Genomic DNA, 16,885 nt, shown 5'->3' with positions numbered 1-16,885 from the left:
CGGCGATGCCGGCAAGGGGCCCCGAAGCCCGGCCCATTGAGGGGTGAATAGCGACTTGGGGGTGTCTGGCCGCTCCGGGAGCGCCCGGACGGGGTCCCCCGGAGCGTTTCACCCCTCAGCGGGCCGGGGCACCCCCGTGCGAACAAGGCCCATTACCACCCGCTTGTAGCCGACCAGGAGCCACCCCATGGAAGGGATCCTGCAACTGCTGGACAACAACCGCCAGTGGGCCGAGGCGGTCCAGGCCGAGAACCCCGACTTCTTCCCCCAGCTGGCTCGCCAGCAGAGCCCGGAGTACCTGTGGATCGGCTGCGCCGACAGCCGGGTACCCGCCAACCAGATCGTCAATCTTCCGCCCGGGGAGGTGTTCGTCCACCGCAACGTGGCCAACCTCGCCCCCCACAACGACTTCAACTACCTCTCGGTGCTGCAATAGGCCGTGGCGTGCTCCAGGTCCGCCACGTCATCGTCACGGGCCACTACGGCTGCGGGGGGTACGGGCGGCGCTGGAAGGCGAGGGTTCCGGCGTCATCAGCGGCTGGCTGGAGCTGATCCGGGACGTGGCGGCCCAGCATCGCGGCGAGCTGGAGGTCCTACCCGAGAAGGTGCGAGTGGACCGGCTATGCGAGCTCAACGTCCAGGCCCAGCTGGCCAACGTCTGCCGCACCCAGGTGGTGCGCGACGCCTGGCAGCGGTGCCAAGAGCTCGAGCTCCACGGCTGGGTCTACGGCCTGGACAATGGCCTGCTTCACGATCTGGAGGGGTCAGTGACGGGGCCGGAAGCCCTGGCTTAGCCCAAGGCCGCGCTCAGGCCCTGGATGCGCTCCCGGAGCCGCTCGGCGTCGTCCGCGCGGACGGTGATGTGACCAAGTTTGCGCCCCCGCCGGGGGCCCTTGTCGTAGAGGTGGAGGTGGGCCCCTGGGGCGGCGAGGACGGCGTTGGTGGGAGGCAGCTCGCCGATGAGGTTGATCATGGCGCTGCCGCCCACCGCCTCGGTGGTTCCCAGGGGCAGGCCGCACACCCCGCGCATGTGGTTGGCGAACTGGCTGGTCTCGGCGCCCTCGATGGTCCAGTGCCCGGAGTTGTGGACCCTGGGGGCCATCTCGTTGGCCAGCAGGCGGTCGCCGGCCTGGAACATCTCCAGGGCGATGACGCCGACGTAGTCCAGCCGCTCCAGTAGGGTCCGGGCGTTGGCCTCGGCGGCCACCTGGGCCGGATCCCCGGGGCGGGGGAACGATTCGCGAAGGATGCCGTCGCGGTGGACGTTCTCCGCCACCGGGTAGAACCGGCAGTCGCCGTCGCTCCCGCGCACGCCAACCAGGGACACCTCGCGGTCGAAGGCCACCATGGCCTCCAGAATCAGCGGCACCCGCCCCAGACGCTCCCAGGCGCCGGGCACGTTCCCTTCCCCTTCCAGGACCTCCTGGCCCTTGCCGTCGTAGCCCATGGTACGGGTCTTCAATACCGCGGGCAGGCCCACCTCGGCCACCGCCGATTCCAGATCGGCCTCCGAATCCACCGCGGCGAAGCCCGCAGTGGGGATCCCCAACTCCCGGAACAGGCTCTTCTCGTGGAGGCGGTCGCGGCCGGTGCCCAGGGCCTCGCTGCGGGGATGGACGGCCACCCGATCGGCCAGGGCTGCCACCGCGGCCTCCGGGACCTGCTCGAACTCGTAGGTCACCACGTCCGAGGCCGCCGCCAGGCGCTCCAGGGCCGCCATGTCCTCGTAGTCGGCCTGGATGTGGCCGGCCACCGCGGCGGCGCAGGGGGCCTCGCCGGGGTCGAGGACGGTGACATGCAGGCCCAGGGGATGACCCGCCAGGGCCAGCATGCGGGCGAGTTGGCCGCCTCCCAGGATGCCGACGCGCACCTCAGCCGCCCTCCCGGGGGTCGGGGTTGTCCAGGACGGTCTCGGTCTGCTCCGCGCGGTAGGCGTGCAGGGCCTGCCGGATCTCGGGGTGGCCGTTGCCGAGGATGCTGGCGGCCATCAGCCCGGCGTTGATCGCTCCGGAGCGGCCGATGGCCAGGGTGCCCACCGGCACCCCGGCGGGCATCTGGACTATGGACAGCAGCGAGTCCACGCCGTTCAGGGCCTTGGACGGCATCGGCACGCCCAGCACCGGAAGCGCCGTCTTGGCGGCCGCCATGCCCGGCAGGTGGGCGGCGCCGCCGGCCCCGGCGATCAGCACCTCCAGCCCGCGCCCCTCGGCCTCCGCCGCGTACTCGAACAGCAGGTCCGGGGTGCGGTGGGCCGAGACCACCTTCACCTCGTGCGGGATCCCCAGCTTCTCCAGGGTCTCGGCGGTGTGCTGCAGCGTCTCCCAGTCCGAGCGGGAGCCCATGATCAGGCCGACCAGGGGTTGCATGGCGATCTCTCCAAGCCGATGACCGCGCGTGGACGCGGCACTTGCTAGCGGAGGGCAGAATTTATCACGGCCGGCCGGGGACGAGGTAACGGTCCTGCTCTCAGGCCACCTCCGCCCAAAGCTTCTCCATGCGCCGGCGCTGGGCGGCGTCCGGCAGCGGCCCGTAACCGGCGCGCATGTCGTCGGCCATGTGCGCGGGATCGGAGGTGGCCGGTATGACGCATGTCACTTCGGGATAGCTGAGGATGTACTTGAGGAACAGCTGGGCCCAGGACTCAGCCCCGAATTCGGCGGCCCAGCCGGGCAGCTCGCGGTCACCCACCCGCCGGAACAGGCGACCGTTCTCGAAGGGGCGGTTGACCACCACGGCGATGCCGCGGTCGGCGGCCAGGGGCAGCAGGCGGTCGGCGGCGTCGGGGGTGGCCAGGGACAGCGGCAGCTGCACCCAGTCCAGGTCCCGCGCCTTCATGATGCGCTCCAGGTCGTCGAAGGCCGAGACCACGTAGTGGGTGATGCCCGCGTAGCGGATGCGGCCCTCGTCCTGCCACCGGGCCAGGGTGTCCAGGTGGGTCTGCCAATCCACCAGGTTGTGCACCTGCATGAGATCGATGACGTCGGTGCCCAGGCGCTCGGCGGATTGCTCCATCTGCCGGATGCCGGCCCGCTCGCCGCGGGTCCAGACCTTGGTGGCGTAGAACGGCTCGGGGTGGTCGATGCGGGCCAGCAGGTCGCCGATGACCGTCTCGGCTTGGCCGTACATGGGCGAGGTATCAATGACCCGGCCGCCGTGGTCGAAAAACTGGCGCAGGACCGCCGCCAGGGGTTCGCGCTCGGCCTCGGTCCGGCCCACATCGAAGGTCCGGGCCGTGCCCACTCCCACCACCGGGACCTGCTCGTCGCTCGACGGAACCGCGCGCTTGCGGATGGACCCTTCGGGCACCCTGGCCCATGCCCCGGGCCAGGCCAGGGCTCCGGCCCCCAGGCCAAGCAGCTTGAGTGCGGTGCGGCGTGTCAATCGCCATGGCTGATTCATGTTGGCTCCCTCCCGGATTCCTCGCCTTCAGCCCGGCGCCGCGCTTCCTGGCGCCGGCCCAGGGCCAGCCCCACCACCAGCCAGATCCCGGCCAGCGGCACGCCCACCGCCGCGATGGCCGCCAGCCCTAGACCCAGACCGGTCAAACCGGCGAAGGCCCAGCCGGTGACGGCGTCGCCGCCGCGGTAGACCAGGGTGTCGATGACATTCTTGGCCTTGTAGCGGGCCTCCCGGCCCACCACCGTGAACAGCACCTCCCGCGCCGGCCGGGCCAGGGCGTAACCCGCCGCCCGGCGCAGCACCTGGACCACCACCAGTACCCCCAAAACCGGGGCCACGGCAAGCGCCGCGAATCCCAGGCCCACCAGCGCCGGCAGCAAAGCCAGGGTCAGCCCCACCCCAAGGGCGGTGACGATGCGCCCGGTTAAAAAGATCTGGACGGCCACGGTGAGGGTGTTCACCGCCAGGTCCATGGCGGCGAACAGGGCGGTGCGGTCGGCAGGGTCGCCCAGGGCGCCCTCGACGATGTGGGCCTGCTCGAAGTACAGGAAGGTGGAGGTGGCAGTGTAGAGCAGGATATAGCCGGCGATACCCAGCAGGTAGGGGGAGCCCGCCAGCAGCCGCACCCCGCCCCAGGCGCTGCCGCCCAGACCGGTATCGGCGGTCTCGCCGGCTTCCGGCGGCGGCGCCTCGGTAGGTACTTCGGCGGCCCCCCGCAGCCGCGGGGCTTGGCGCAGCAGTCCGGCGATGCACACCAGGGTCCCCGCCAGCAGCGCCCCCGATACCAGCAGCAGCTCGTGGGGGCCGATAACCTGCACCAGACCGCCGGACAGGGCCGGTCCGGCGATGGCTCCGGCGCTGCCGCCGGCGGCCACCACCCCGAACAGCCGGCGGCCCTGCTCGTTGGTGAACAGGTCGGCCATGAAGGTCCAGAACACCGACACCACGAACAGGTTGAACACGCTCACCCAGACGAACAGCACCCGCGCCAGAAGGCCGGGGGCCACATCCGAGGTAAACAGGATGTAGAACACCCCCAAATTGATCAGGAAGAAGGCGTAAACCCCGGGCACCAGGCGCCGCCGGGGCCAGCGGGCGCTGGCCCAGCCGTAGGCGGGGATGGCCGCCAGCATGACGGCGAAGGTGGCGGTGAACAGCCAGGGCAGGTTTTCCAGCCCGCCCTCGATGCCCATCTCGTCGCGCAGCGGACGCAGTACGTAATAGCCGGCTAGCAGACAAAAGAAATAAAGGAAGGCCCAGACCAGGGCGGCAAGCTCCCCGGGCTGGGTCCCCAAAAACCGCTCGGCGCGGGCGCGGACCCACTGTCCCCAGCGGGTCTGGATCATGCCGAAAGTTTACCGGTGCCGATGCCGATTGAAATTCCCTCCCGGCCTGACCAGCTTACCGTCCTAGCCCAACCGAATGCGCCCATGGAAATGCGCCTCCACGGTCTCCACCAGCGACTCCAGCTCCCCCCTAAACAGCGTCGCCAAGCTAGGCATAGACGCTGAAATCGTTGGCCTTGGTTCCTGGCGGATTCGCTCCGTCTCGCCATTAGTCAGATCCGCCACCGCCGCCTGGCCGCCGTAGCCATGCTCCCGGTCGTGGCCGGGTACCACCACATGCCGGGCATCGGTCGGCAGCTCAACGGTGGCCGAGCGGGTGAATGCCTGCGTGCCGTGGGGATGGGCCAGCTCCCGGCGCGCCAACCGCCGGCCGGCCAGGGTCTCCACTTGCCCCCAGTTGGCTTAGCCGGCCTCGCCGTCGTCATCGTGATGAAGTGCAACCGCGAAGCGGTGGTCGGATCCGGATGCCGTTACCGTTTCCCCGGTAACGTTGGCTTCCCGAAGGTCCAAATCACCGGCCGCCACAGTTGCCGGGAAAGCGGCGGCGAACAGTCCGGCCAGGCGGATCCAGTTTCCTACCCCGAGGCGCTCCATGGCTTTTTCCTTGGCGTTGGACGGGGTTCTCCCCGGGTCCTCCGTTCCTTCAACTTAGTCGCCGGGCTCCTCCGGGATGCCGTGGTCGTGCTCCGAATGCAGCGCCTCGACCTGGGCGGCCACCTCATCGGCAGCCTCGAACCGGGCGATATGGAACAGGCCGTCGCCCTCGTTGGCCAGGGGCAGGTTGGTGCGGCCCACCACAATGCCACCGTCGGGGGCCGGTACGGGGGTCTCGCTATCCCCGAAAGGGTCGGCCACCGTTCCCAGGCGGCGTCCCTTGTCCACGTGATCCCCCAGCCCGGCGGTGGTGCGCAGGAAGCCGCTCTGGGGCGCCCGCACCCAGCTGCTGGAACGGGCGATAAAGGGCTCGGGCAAGGGGTGCTTACGCCGGCTGGGACGCAGCATGCCCAGGGCGCGCAGGATATTAAGCACACCGCGCACGCCCACCCGGATGGAGAAGTCGTCGAAACGCAGGGCCTCCCCCCCTTCGTAAAGCAGCATGGGCATACCGCGTTCGCTAGCCGCCTGCCGCAGGGAGCCGTCGCGCAGCCCGGCGTTGATCAGCACGGGCACACCGAACACCTTGGCCAGCCGTGCGGTCTCGCCGTCATCCAGATCCGCTCTGATCTGAGGCAGGTTGGCACGGTGGATGGCACCGGTGTGCAGGTCGATGCCGTGGCTGCAGTTGGCCACGATCTCGGTCATGAACAGATTGGCCAGGCGGCCCGCTAGCGAACCACGCTCGGAGCCGGGGAATGCGCGGTTTAGGTCGCGGCGGTCGGGCAGGTAGCGGGAATGGTTGAGGACCCCGTGAACATTGACGATGGGCACCGCCACCAGGGTGCCGCGCATCCGCCGCAGGCTGCGGTGCCGCAGCAGCCGGCGAATGATCTCGACACCATTGAGCTCGTCGCCGTGTACCGCTGCGGACACGAACACCCGAGGGCCGTCGCCGCGGCCCCGAAGCACCTGCACCGGCATATTGACCGGGGTGTGGGTATGCATCTGGGCCACCGGCAGGTCGACGGTAGTTCGCGTCCCCGGAGGGATGAGCTGGCCATTAATAACGAAGGGCTCGGCCACGCCTTCAACCTTTGCCGCGGGTCTTGGTCTTGTAGGGCTTGGCGTTTTTCTCGATGAACTGCATCAACTGGGCGCCCACATCCCTGTTAGTGGCGGTCTCGATGCCCTCCAGACCGGGGGAGGAATTGACCTCCATGACCACGGGCCCGTGATTGGAGCGCAGGATGTCGATGCCGGCCACGTTGAGCCCCATGCTCTTGGCGGCGCGCAGCGCGGTGGAGCGCTCCTCGGGGGTTACCTTGACCAGCGTGGCCGCCCCGCCGCGGTGGAGGTTTGAGCGGAACTCGCCCTCCTTGGCCTGGCGCTTCATGGAGGCTACCACCTTGTCGCCGATGACGAAGCAGCGGATGTCGGCGCCCGAGGCCTCCTTGATGAACTCCTGCACCAGGAAGTTGGCGTCAAGCTCACGGAAGGCATCGATGACGCTCTCCGCCGCTTTGTAGGTCTCGGCCAAGACCACGCCGCGGCCCTGCGTGCCCTCCAGCAGCTTCACCACCAGCGGCGCCCCGCCCACCATCTCGATCAGGGCGCCGGTGTCGTCCACCGAGTGGGCGAAGCCGGTCAGGGGCAGGCCTACCCCGGCCCGGGCCAACAGCTGAAGAGAGCGCAGCTTGTCACGGGAGCGCCCGATGGCCACCGACTCGTTGAGGGGATAAACCCCCATCATCTCGAACTGACGCACCACGGCCAGGCCGTAGAAGGTGATGGAGGCGCCGATGCGGGGCACCACCGCGTCGAAGCCGGTCAGCTCCTGCTGCTTGAATTGGATGGTGGGCCGCTGGGAGGCGATGTCGATGGTGCAGCGCAGCGGATCGATGATGTGGATGTCGTGGCCGCGCTGGACACCGGCCTCGGCCAGACGCCGGGTGGAATACAGCCTGCGGTTACGGGAGAGGATGGCGATCTTCATCGGGGGCCCTTGAGGCTGGCGTCAGGCCCCGGCGGATGGCCCACCAGGTAGCTGGCTCCCGGATCGACAACGAAGCCATCCTGGAGGGCCGTGCGCCCGAGCAGCATGCGGAATGTCATGGTTTCGCGATTGGTCAGGGTCATCTCCACCGGCCAGGTATAGCCGCCCAGGACCAGGGTGGTCTCGATTACGAAGCGGTACTCCCGGTGCCCGCCGGAATCGCTGACCCAGCGGCGGTCGGCCACCGTCGCGGTCACCTCCACCGCCTCAACCCCCTCCTGAAAGGGGTGAATACCGAAACGGACCATCGCTGCGCCCCGGCGGTGGAAAGGTTCGAGGAAGAAGGTGTGAAGCGCCGAGGTGCGGGCCCCGGTGTCCACTTTGGCCTTGATGGACGGGATGCCCAGATCGGGCAGAGTCACCCACTCCCGCCAGCCGAGAACGATTCGCTCGCTTTCGGTGGTCACGCCCGGCTCCCCGGAAGATTGGGCAGATGGGGGCTATGGGTTAATGGGCCCATACCCGGAGTGTATCAAGCCACGGGGCTTTGTCCCCGGCACAAAGCAAGGGCGAACCGTTGCCGGTCCGCCCTTGTCGATGCGGAAAGCAGGCCCTAGGCGGTTTTGAATTGGATGGTGCGGAAGCCATTCTGGTTGGACTGGACGAAGTAAGTATCGCGGTGGTCCCACACCCGGATGGGCAGGGTATCGCCATTGTCCAGCTCCAGCTCGTAGCGGAGATCCTCGCCCCCTTCGGGATCATTGACGCCGATGGGGTCCTCCCATTCCGGGTTCATGTAACCCCAACAATCCTTGTGACCTGCTTGGTCGTCTTTGCAGTTTACCCATACCTGCACCCTGTCCATAACGACGTTGCCGTTCTTCTTGATCGACCCATATGCCACAGGCATAACCATCTCCTATGTCTTAGTTGGCTGAGCGCACCAAAGGCGAGCAGCAGTCCAATGCCCAGCAGGCTCCTAGGAATTTTGGTCTGTAGTCGAGCCGCCGAATTCCCGCAACGGTTTCCCGGCGGCTCCTAGCCGGCTAGGCTGGTGTCCCGTCGCCATTTACAGACCTTTCCAATCCGGAGGCCCATCATGTGCCGCCTGCCCCAAGCACTCCTGCTCCTGGCCGGCCTGCTGCTGCCATTCGGGGGCGTCGCTGCGGAGACCGAGGCCCCCTGGGGCCGGGCCCAGGCCAAGGAGATCGAATACCAGAACCAGAAGGTGGTCCTCGACGTCACCGTGGACAACGTCGAGCGCATGAACGCGGTACTCGACCGAGCCAGCTACATCAATAACCTCACCGGCGGCAATCCCCTGAGCAACTCCATTGTTTTGGTGCTCCACGGCAACGAGATCCCATTCTTCGCCGTCGAGAACTACGCCGAGTACGAGGAGCTCATGACCCGGGCCCAGAGCCTCACCGTGGGCGGCGTCATCGAGTTCCGCATGTGCCGGCAGGCCGCCAAGGGACACGGCTACGATCCCAAGGACATCCACGGCTTCCTCACCTTGGTCCCCATGGCCGAGGCAGAGATCATCCGCTACCAGAAAAAGGGCTACGCCTTTCTTCAGTACTGAGCCGGGCAACAACTGCGTTGTTGAGGAACCGACCAGGATGGCAGGATTTTACCCATCGCCTCGGACGCCCTTCGGCCCGTTCCGGAGGACCAAACAGGGAGACTGACCAATGGCGAGTGTGCTGATGCCTCTGGCGGAAGGCTTCGAGGAGCTGGAGGCAGTAACCGTGATCGACGTTCTGCGACGAGCGGGTATCGAGGTCACCACGGCAGGGCTCGATGGCAAGGAGCCGGTAACCGGCTCCCGCAAAACCCAGATCGTCCCCGATGCCACGCTCGAAGAGGTCATGGACCAGGATTTCGATATGATCACCCTACCGGGTGGCTTGCCCGGAGTAGACCACCTCAAGAAGGACGAGCGCATCCAGAATCTGATCGACCGTTTCAATGACAAGGGCAAGTACACCGCCGCCATCTGCGCCGCTCCGACGATCCTCGCCGCACGCGGCCACCTTGAAGGTCGGCAGGTGACCTCCAATCCCGAGTTCCAGAACCAGGTCAATCTCGGCGAGGTGGATTATGTGGAGGACCCGGTGGTGGTGGACGGGCCCGTGGTCACCTCGCGGGGGCCCGGCACCGCCATGGAGTTCGGCCTGAAGCTGATCGAGATGCTGCAGGGGGAGCCGGCCCGCGACGAGGTCGAATCGGGGCTAGTCCGCATCCACTGAGCCGGCGCCGATAGCGCGCAAGAAAGCCCGCCGGGGTGACCTCCGGCGGGCTTTTCCATGAGCGGGCCCTGCCCGCCCGCTGCCTGCAAAGGCTTACTGCTCCGGCTTGCGGAAGTGCAGGATTCCCCAGGCGAGGTAGCCACTGTTGCCGCCGTCCACCCAGTGGCGCAGGCCCTTCTTCATGTTCTCGATGTACTCGTCGCTAACCTTGCCGCGAAGCTCGTTCTCACGGCGCTGCAACTCCTCCAGGACACGGCCGTAATGACGCGGCAGCTGCGGCGTATGGTCGTCGAAGCCCAGATCCTCCCAACCCAGTTTAGCCGCCACCTCACGGTAAAACCTCACGGAGCCCAGGCTGGGCAGGTGGATGCGGGCCAGGATAGGGTCCAGCACCCCTTCGGGGACGTCGTCGGTCTGCATGGGGTCGGTGAAGATGAACTCGCCCCCCGGTTTCAGGATGCGGTCCACCTCTTTGAGCACTACCTCGCGGTCGTCGGCGTGAAGGATGGAATCCTGGCACCAGACTAGACCGAAGCTGTTGTCGGCGAACGGGGTATCATCGAAGCTACCGTCGTAGACGTCGATCAGGTGATCGAGGCCCTGTTCCTTGTTCATCTGGCGGTCGCGCTCGTTCTCCACCTCCGAGAGGTTCAGCGCATCTACGTGGCACCCGAAGCGCTTGACCAGGTGGCGGGCGGTACCGCCGTAACCGGCACCGATGTCGCAGACCCGGGTGCTGGCATTAATGGTCTGGCGGACCTGATCGGCCATGTGGTGCACCGTCCGGACGCTGGCATCGAAGATGGACTCGTCCTCGGACTGGTACATGCCGATGTGGAGGTCTTCACCGCCCCAGATGGTGAAGTAGAAGGTGTCAGCGTCTTCGCTGTTGTAGTACTCGCGAGCGGTCTCGACGGCCTCGGAATACTCCTCGCTCATAGCTATGCCTCCTGTTCCTCCACCCTAGGCGGAAGGCTAGGGAATGGGGTCGGGAAATTGTTACAGCCGGTTTCGTTGCCTAGGCAGGGGCTGGCCCCCCGGGCCCATCCGGGCCGCCAATGTATCAGATGGGTAGGCCATTTTCGGAGCCGCCTCGGGAAAAGGGCGCGCAAGCGAGTCAACCGCGGAGTAGGCTAGCCCCGCGCTTCGGCGGCCTGCTCCGCCTCTTCTTGATCCCGGTCCTGGTCGGGGTTGGATCCGTCGGTATCATGGTAAGCGCAACGCCCTTCCTCGACGTTCTTGTCCCTTTCGGATCCCATCTCACCTGCGCACAGGGCCCCTTCCTGGTCTTCCTTGTCTTCGGGAACGGTGGGGGCAAACGTATCAGCCGCGAGCATATAGCCCCGGGGCAGATCCCGAACGGCGAAGGGGTTTTCCGCACTGGCCTCGCCAGCAATCAGGCCACCGGCGAGAGTAGCACCGACGGCGACGCGAATGCCTAAGCCTCCGCAGGGCGAAAAGGGCTTGATCATGGCTGCTGCCTCCGTGAAATCAACCCCAAGGGTCGAGTCTAAATCACAATGCACCCACCGGCACCCCGCCGGCGACGAGCCCGCACAACGAAGCCCCGGGTGACCCCCGGGGCTTTACGGCATTGGTGCCGGTGCGCGGAGTTGAACCACGGACCTACCGATTACGAATCGGTTGCTCTACCATCTGAGCTACACCGGCCTCCCTTGGGACCCGCAGATTCTACCCCGAGCCTCCGGGGCGGGCAACGGACCCACCCCGGGGTCAGGCCTGGCCGCGGATCCGCACGACGATGTCGAGCTCGTCACCGGAGACGTCCTCCGGAAGCTGTGGCATAAGCTGGCTCACATCGATCTCTTCGGCCGGGATATCCCGGAGCTCACCACTGCTTTCATCGTAAAGGTGGTGATGTGGGGCGGTGTTGGCGTCGTAGAACACCTTGCTGGAGGAAACCACCACCACGCGAATCAGACCGAGCTCCTCGAACAGGCGGAGGGCATTGTACACCGTGGCCTTCGAAACCCGGTGATAGTCGGCATTGACACGTTCGAGAACCTCATCCGCGCTTAGATGGTGATCGGTATCCGCATCACCCGCCCCCTGGAACAGCACATGGGCAATCTCCACCCGCTGGCTGGTGGGCTGGATGTGGTACCCACGCAGGGTCCGAGCGATATCATTTTTGCTTTGGAGCTCCATAGAAAACTCGCCTTACGGGCTCTATCGGCTGATGTTTCGGTCACTCAACTGGAATTAGTCTCAAACTCATTTGAATAATGGTCTCTCTGTGATGCTTTTGACAAGGGCTGCGGGGAAAAACTCCTAGCCGCCTTCGGGAAGCTCCCGATCCACGGCGAACAGGCTGGGATCGAGAGGCGGCTCCTCCCCGGTCAGGGCCGTAGCAAGCATTTCCGCCGAAGCGGGGGCGTGCACCACGCCGTTGCGCGAATGGCCGGTGTTGAGGTAGAGACCCTCGATCTCAGGTACGGCCCCTATAAACGGTCGGTCGTCGGGACTGCTCGGGCGCAGACCGGCCCAGTAATCCTCCAGCTCGAGGTTGGCGGTTTCGGGTACCATGTCCACCGCGGCCTGCGCCAGGGCCCGCACCGCCCCCAGCGAGGTGCGGCTGTCAAACCCGGCATCGTCCACTGTGGAGCCTACCAGAAGGCGGTTGTCGGCGCGCGGGATCAGATAGTGGCCTCCAGCCATCACCAGTTGGCCGAGTAGCGGGCGACTGCTCTGGAGCAGGATCATGCCGCCCTTGATGGGCCGGACGGGGAGTTCGACGCCCAAAGGCCGGATCAGCTCACGGCTCCACGGCCCCGCCGCAACCACCACGCGCTCGGCGTGCAGGGGCCCGCGGTCGGTCTCGACGCCCCGGACCGTATCCCCTTCCTGGATCAGTCGCAGGGCCGTGGCGCCGTCCACGAGACCGGCCCCTGCCTCGTGGGCCAGACGGGCAAGGCCGCGCATGAGACGGGGATTACGCAGCCAGGCGATGCCGGGGAGGCGCAGGCCGTATTCCGCAACCGGACTGAGTTCAGGTTCCAGATCCATCAAGCCTTCGCCGTCGAGCTCCTGGAACTCGATTCCCTGATCCCGGGCCCAATCCCGGCCCCGTTCGCGGTCCAGCGGTGCTTTGCTGGGAAAATCGGCATAGACCATGCCGAGGCTGCGCAATTCCGGATCGACACCGGCCCGCTCCCTAAGCCGTCGACACAGCTCGGGATAAACCTGCTGGCTGCGCCGGGCAAGGGCGTTCACGGCCGGATCCTGGCGCCAAGGGAACAAAGGCGAAAGGATCCCCCCTCCCGCCCAGGAGCTGATGCCCTGCCGCCGGCCGGGATCGAGAACGGTAACCGATTCGCTCCGGTCGATGAGGGCAAGGGCGGTAGTCAGCCCCATGATGCCACCACCCACGACCAAGGTGTCCGACTCGTATGTACTAAGTCCGCCTGCTCCGCTAGAGTACAAGCTTCGCTCCTAAGGCCCGCCGCTTTGCCGCCGGTTTTGGCTCTCTCGCCACAGCGGCGAGCGTAAGGAACCCCCCACGGCCCTTACCGGCCCGAGCCCACACATTGGAAACCTGGATATGCCCCATTACGTCCCACATTTCATGGTAGCGTCGCTCCTGCTGCCCCTCGCTGCTGCCGCTCAGGACCTGCCCGACCCCGAAACCGAAGGGGCCGCTGAAGACAAGGCCAGGCTGTGGGAAACGGAGGCGGAGCTGGGCCTGAGCACTTCCTCGGGCAACACCGATACCACCACGACCAGGGGCCGGATCGCCAGCGATCGGACCGGGAACCGGTTCGTCCTCCACCTCCTAGCGGAGGGGCGCTTTTCCCAGGAGGACAGCGTGACAACGTCACAGCGTGGCCACGGCCTGACCCAGCTGGATTACCAGTTCCAACCTCGCACCTACGGCTTCGGGGTGGTGGAGATCACCCACGACCGCTTTGCCGGCTACGATGCCCGCCTGCAGGAGGCCGTCGGCTTGGGCCGATTCCTGCTGCAGCGCGACACCATGACCTGGCGCTTGGAAGGCGGTCCGGCCCTGCGCCAGGAATGGCGGACCGACGACACCTACGAGAGCTCCGCCCGGGCACGTCTACGCACCTTATTCGATTGGCGCTTCCGGGAGGCCTCCGGCTTTACCCAGGAAATCATCTATACCCCCTCCCTGGAGCACGGTGATGATTTCTTGCTGACGAGCGAGACCTCCCTGAGCTTCCGCCTCAACGCCCGCGTCGCCTTAAAGACCAGCGTCACCGTTGAGCATGACAGCCAGCCGTTGGCGGATGTGGAGCGCACGGATACTTACACCTCGACGTCCCTGCTTTTCCATTTCTGAGCCACCCTTGGCGAGGGTCGGCCCATCAGGAGGGCTGGCCCTCGCCAAGGTGCGGCTCCACCCAGCGTTGGCTACCGTCGACCAGCGTCTCCTTTTTCCAAAAAGGGGCCTGGGTCTTGAGGATATCGATGATGTAGCGGCAAGCCTCGAAGGCATCGTGGCGATGCCCCGACCACACGGCGACAAGCACGATGGGCTCGCCCGGGTGGAGTTCACCGTAGCGATGGATAACCAGGGTGTCGAGCACTTGCCAACGGGAGGCCGCCTCCCCCGCCACTCGCTCCAGTTCGCGCTCGGTCATGCCGGGATAGTGCTCCAGCTCCATGACCGCGACATCGTCGCCGTTGTTGATGTCGCGCATGGTCCCCACGAAGTGAACGGCGGCTCCCGCCGCGCCCCCGGGTAGCACGTGGGCCGCCACCTCGGCCCCGACGTCGAACGGCTTTTGCTGCACACGGACCGTCATGTCGAGCCTCTGGGCGGAAGGGACCACCGGATAGCGAGGGTTCAGGAGGATTCGTTCTCATCGGAAGGGGATTGGGGCCCGAGGAGCCGATCCAGGAGCCGGTCCACCCGACGGTCCAGCTCGGCCTGAAAGCGGTCGTGGGCCGCCTCCGTCTCGCGAACCAGAGCCTCGGCCTCGCGGGCATCGAGAGGACGGTTGGGGGTGCGCAGACGATAGCGCTCCCTCATCCGGGACAGACCCGGACTCGGGTAGTAGGTCTCGCTTTTGACTTCCCGCCAAGAGTGAAGCCAGCGGCGCTCGTTGCCATCCATAACCGTCTCGATGAGTTAGCCTGCGAGGGCACCGGCCCTTGGCCGGCACGCCTCGGAATCTAGGCGATTTCGCGCGTATGTCAAGCGGACCAGCCTCGACGTTACCCAACCTCCCCGTAAATCGCGCGATCCCCAACCCAGCGGTGGACCAGGGCCTCTGCGGCACCCTCCTCCTCGGCCAGGACGCGGTCGGCGGCCCCCGGAAGGGCCGCAACCAGCCCCCTATCCCGGCCCAGATCGGCGATTCGCATCTGCTCCAGCCCGGTTTGTCTCGTGCCTAGGACCTCCCCCGGACCCCGCAGTTCCAGGTCCGCCTGGGCGATGCGGAAGCCGTCATTGCTCTCCCGCATGGCGGCAATACGGCGCTTGGCCTTATCCGTCAGGGGAGGATGGTAGAGCAGCACGCAGGCCGATTTGCGGCTACCCCGGCCCACTCGGCCGCGCAGCTGATGGAGCTGCGCCAACCCCATGCGCTCGGCGTGCTCGATGACCATGAGCGTGGCGTTGGGCACGTCCACCCCCACTTCGATCACCGGTGTGGCCACCAGCAGGTGGGTGTCGCCGGCCTTGAAGGCGGCCATGGCGTTTTCCTTGTTCGCCGGCCCCATACGGCCGTGGATCAGGCCCACCGACAGCTCGGGAAAGGCTGCACGCAGTCGCTCGTGGGTGGCGGTGGCGGCCTCCAACTGGAGGGAGTCGCTTTCCTCCACCAAAGGACAGACCCAGTAGGCCTGCTGGCCCGCCGCCACGGCGTTACGGATTCGCGCCTCCACCTCCTCCCGCCGGTTATCGGAGATGCCCACCGTTTCCACCGGCTGCCGCCCCGGGGGCAGCTCGTCGATCACTGTCCCTTCGAGGTCGGCGAAGGCGGTCATGGCCAGGGTGCGCGGTATAGGGGTCGCGGTCATGATGAGTAGGTGGGGGGCGGCACCCTTTTCCTTGAGGGCCATGCGCTGGTGCACGCCGAAGCGGTGCTGCTCGTCGATCACCGCCAGCCCCAGCGCCGCAAAGCGGACGTCTTCCTGGAACAGGGCATGGGTCCCTACCAACACTTGCGCCGCGCCGCTGGCGATAGCGTCGGCGCGGGCGCTGCGCTCCTGCTGACTCATGCTGCCCACCAGGAAATGGACCTCAATCCCCAGCGGGGCCAGCCAGGCCTCCAGGGTGGTGGCATGCTGCTCGGCCAGGATCTCGGTTGGAGCCATGAAAGCGGCCTGGTAGCCGGCTTCCACCGCTTGCAGCATGGCCAGGCCGGCCACCACGGTCTTGCCGGAGCCTACATCGCCCTGGACCAGCCGCTGCATGGGGCGATCCGCGGTCAGATCCGAGCGGATCTGGTCCCAGGCACGGACCTGGGCCCACGTAAGCTCGAACGGCAGACCAGCCAACAAGGCCCCCGGCAGTTCGCCGGCGGCCTCGAGGTTGGGGGCACCGACCTCCCGGCGGGCGTTGCCCACCTGGCGCAGGGCCAAGTGGTGGGCCAGCAGCTCCTCGAAGGCCAAACGCTGCTGCGCAGGGGTGCGGAATCCAGCCAGGGCCTCGGGGTCGGTGTCGGAGGGCGGGCGATGCAACGCCTCCAGGGCCGCCGCCAGGGTTGGCCAGCCATGCTCTCCGCGCACCGCTTCGGGAAGGTGCTCCGGCAGCCCGGCGGCGCGGTCCAGGGCATGGCCGATCCAGGTCCGGACACGGCCTTGGGTAAGCCCCTCGGTTAGGGGATAGACCGGGGTCAAATAGGCGGGCGGGTCCGGGGGCTGCTCACCCACCTCGAATTCGGGGTGCACCATCTCCAGGCCCTGGGGGCCATGGCGAACGCTGCCGAAAAACCACACTCCCCGCCCGGGACGAAGGTGCTGCTTGAGGTAGTCGCGCACCTGGAAAAAACGCAGGGTCAGAAAGCCGGTACCGTCGGCCACCCGCACCACGAACATGGGCCTGCGCCGCCCCGTCGTCTCCGCCCCCTGCACCGTGGCGCGGCATCCGGCCTCCTGCTCGGGAGCCAGGGAGCCGATGGCCTGGACGCGGGTCCGGTCCTGGTACCGCTGCGGCAGGTGGAACAGCAGATCCTCCTGGGAGCGCACGCCCAGCCGCTCCAGGCGCTCGGCCATGCGGGGCCCCAGGCCCGGAATCTCGGACAGGGCGCCGCCGGCGCTCACGAGCCCTCTCCCCTTTGCGGTAAAGGGACTGCCGGCGTCCGTTCATG

At 66.9% G+C, this 16,885-nt stretch carries 20 protein-coding genes, 1 tRNA gene and 1 pseudogene; 4 read left to right on the top strand and 18 right to left on the bottom strand.

The window, feature by feature from the left end; all coding sequences use genetic code 11:
- The first annotated feature begins 187 nt into the window (after positions 1–187).
- Positions 188–794: pseudogene (locus V5A19_RS02225) on the top strand (carbonic anhydrase).
- On the opposite strand, the gene V5A19_RS02220 reads toward V5A19_RS02225, so the two are convergent.
- The 10 genes from V5A19_RS02220 to V5A19_RS02175 form a co-directional block, all read right to left on the bottom strand.
- Positions 791–1,870: a 5-(carboxyamino)imidazole ribonucleotide synthase gene (locus V5A19_RS02220; RefSeq protein ID WP_332317679.1), complete on the bottom strand. Its 1,080-nt coding sequence runs from the start codon at positions 1,868–1,870 to the stop codon at positions 791–793. The pseudogene V5A19_RS02225 and the gene V5A19_RS02220 overlap by 4 nt on opposite strands.
- Before the next feature lies 1 nt (position 1,871).
- Positions 1,872–2,366, bottom strand: a complete 495-nt coding sequence (gene purE / locus V5A19_RS02215) for a 5-(carboxyamino)imidazole ribonucleotide mutase (protein WP_332317678.1) — start codon at positions 2,364–2,366, stop codon at positions 1,872–1,874.
- Between the two features lie 100 nt (positions 2,367–2,466).
- Positions 2,467–3,399, bottom strand: a complete 933-nt coding sequence (locus V5A19_RS02210; RefSeq protein WP_332317677.1) for an aldo/keto reductase — start codon at positions 3,397–3,399, stop codon at positions 2,467–2,469.
- Positions 3,396–4,745: an NTP/NDP exchange transporter gene (locus V5A19_RS02205; RefSeq protein WP_332317676.1), complete on the bottom strand. Its 1,350-nt coding sequence runs from the start codon at positions 4,743–4,745 to the stop codon at positions 3,396–3,398. Before V5A19_RS02205 ends, V5A19_RS02210 begins: the two co-directional genes overlap by 4 nt.
- A gap of 63 nt (positions 4,746–4,808) precedes the next feature.
- Entirely contained in the window at positions 4,809–5,132 is a 324-nt protein-coding gene (locus V5A19_RS02200) for a hypothetical protein (protein ID WP_332317675.1), read from the bottom strand.
- 15 nt (positions 5,133–5,147) lie between these two features.
- The gene (locus V5A19_RS02195) at positions 5,148–5,339 is read right to left on the bottom strand and encodes a hypothetical protein (protein ID WP_332317674.1); all 192 of its coding nucleotides are present in this window, start codon (positions 5,337–5,339) and stop codon (positions 5,148–5,150) included.
- 54 nt (positions 5,340–5,393) lie between these two features.
- Positions 5,394–6,425, bottom strand: a complete 1,032-nt coding sequence (locus V5A19_RS02190; RefSeq protein WP_332317673.1) for a succinylglutamate desuccinylase/aspartoacylase family protein — start codon at positions 6,423–6,425, stop codon at positions 5,394–5,396.
- A gap of 4 nt (positions 6,426–6,429) precedes the next feature.
- On the bottom strand, positions 6,430–7,335 hold the full coding sequence (gene rimK / locus V5A19_RS02185; RefSeq protein ID WP_332317672.1) for a 30S ribosomal protein S6--L-glutamate ligase: 906 nt from the start codon (positions 7,333–7,335) through the stop codon (positions 6,430–6,432).
- Positions 7,332–7,802, bottom strand: coding sequence for an ATP-dependent zinc protease family protein (locus V5A19_RS02180; RefSeq protein WP_332317671.1), 471 nt, complete (start codon positions 7,800–7,802; stop codon positions 7,332–7,334). Before V5A19_RS02180 ends, rimK begins: the two co-directional genes overlap by 4 nt.
- 146 nt (positions 7,803–7,948) lie before the next feature.
- Positions 7,949–8,245 (bottom strand): hypothetical protein, encoded by a 297-nt coding sequence (locus tag V5A19_RS02175; protein WP_332317670.1) that lies wholly within the window; start codon positions 8,243–8,245, stop codon positions 7,949–7,951.
- A gap of 189 nt (positions 8,246–8,434) precedes the next feature.
- On the opposite strand from V5A19_RS02175, the gene V5A19_RS02170 reads away from it, so the two are divergent.
- On the top strand, positions 8,435–8,920 hold the full coding sequence (locus V5A19_RS02170) for a DsrE family protein (protein WP_332317669.1): 486 nt from the start codon (positions 8,435–8,437) through the stop codon (positions 8,918–8,920).
- A gap of 109 nt (positions 8,921–9,029) precedes the next feature.
- A complete protein-coding gene (locus V5A19_RS02165; protein WP_332317668.1) occupies positions 9,030–9,587 on the top strand; it encodes a DJ-1 family glyoxalase III in 558 nt (185 codons plus the stop codon).
- 93 nt (positions 9,588–9,680) lie between these two features.
- On the opposite strand, the gene V5A19_RS02160 is transcribed toward V5A19_RS02165, so the two are convergent.
- From V5A19_RS02160 to thiO, 5 genes are all read right to left on the bottom strand, one after another.
- Positions 9,681–10,526 (bottom strand): SAM-dependent methyltransferase, encoded by an 846-nt coding sequence (locus V5A19_RS02160; protein ID WP_332317667.1) that lies wholly within the window; start codon positions 10,524–10,526, stop codon positions 9,681–9,683.
- 194 nt (positions 10,527–10,720) lie between these two features.
- Positions 10,721–11,059 (bottom strand): hypothetical protein, encoded by a 339-nt coding sequence (locus tag V5A19_RS02155; protein WP_332317666.1) that lies wholly within the window; start codon positions 11,057–11,059, stop codon positions 10,721–10,723.
- 123 nt (positions 11,060–11,182) lie between these two features.
- Positions 11,183–11,258: transfer RNA gene (locus tag V5A19_RS02150), tRNA-Thr, on the bottom strand.
- Positions 11,259–11,321: 63 nt separating this feature from the next.
- Complete coding sequence (locus V5A19_RS02145; protein WP_332317665.1) at positions 11,322–11,756, bottom strand: Fur family transcriptional regulator; 435 nt, start codon at positions 11,754–11,756, stop codon at positions 11,322–11,324.
- 123 nt (positions 11,757–11,879) lie between these two features.
- A complete protein-coding gene (thiO, locus tag V5A19_RS02140; protein ID WP_332317664.1) occupies positions 11,880–13,031 on the bottom strand; it encodes a glycine oxidase ThiO in 1,152 nt (383 codons plus the stop codon).
- Between the two features lie 118 nt (positions 13,032–13,149).
- Between thiO and V5A19_RS02135 the strand changes: the two genes are divergently transcribed.
- Positions 13,150–13,908 carry a DUF481 domain-containing protein gene (locus V5A19_RS02135; RefSeq protein ID WP_332317663.1) on the top strand — a complete coding sequence of 253 codons (759 nt, stop codon included), beginning with the start codon at positions 13,150–13,152 and terminating at the stop codon, positions 13,906–13,908.
- Positions 13,909–13,933: 25 nt separating this feature from the next.
- Here V5A19_RS02135 and V5A19_RS02130 read toward each other — a convergent pair whose 3' ends face one another.
- The 3 genes from V5A19_RS02130 to recG form a co-directional block, all read right to left on the bottom strand.
- The gene (locus V5A19_RS02130) at positions 13,934–14,374 is read right to left on the bottom strand and encodes a molybdenum cofactor biosynthesis protein MoaE (RefSeq protein ID WP_332317662.1); all 441 of its coding nucleotides are present in this window, start codon (positions 14,372–14,374) and stop codon (positions 13,934–13,936) included.
- Between the two features lie 41 nt (positions 14,375–14,415).
- Positions 14,416–14,685 (bottom strand): hypothetical protein, encoded by a 270-nt coding sequence (locus V5A19_RS02125; RefSeq protein ID WP_332317661.1) that lies wholly within the window; start codon positions 14,683–14,685, stop codon positions 14,416–14,418.
- A gap of 101 nt (positions 14,686–14,786) precedes the next feature.
- Positions 14,787–16,838 carry an ATP-dependent DNA helicase RecG gene (gene recG / locus V5A19_RS02120; protein WP_332317660.1) on the bottom strand — a complete coding sequence of 684 codons (2,052 nt, stop codon included), beginning with the start codon at positions 16,836–16,838 and terminating at the stop codon, positions 14,787–14,789.
- Positions 16,839–16,885: the final 47 nt, after the last annotated feature.

Origin of the sequence: Thiohalorhabdus sp. (assembly GCF_036628635.1) — a bacterium.
GTDB lineage: Bacteria > Pseudomonadota > Gammaproteobacteria > Thiohalorhabdales > Thiohalorhabdaceae > Thiohalorhabdus.
The sequence above is the reverse complement of the archived record's forward strand: the minus strand, read 5'-3'. Positions and strand labels throughout refer to the sequence as shown.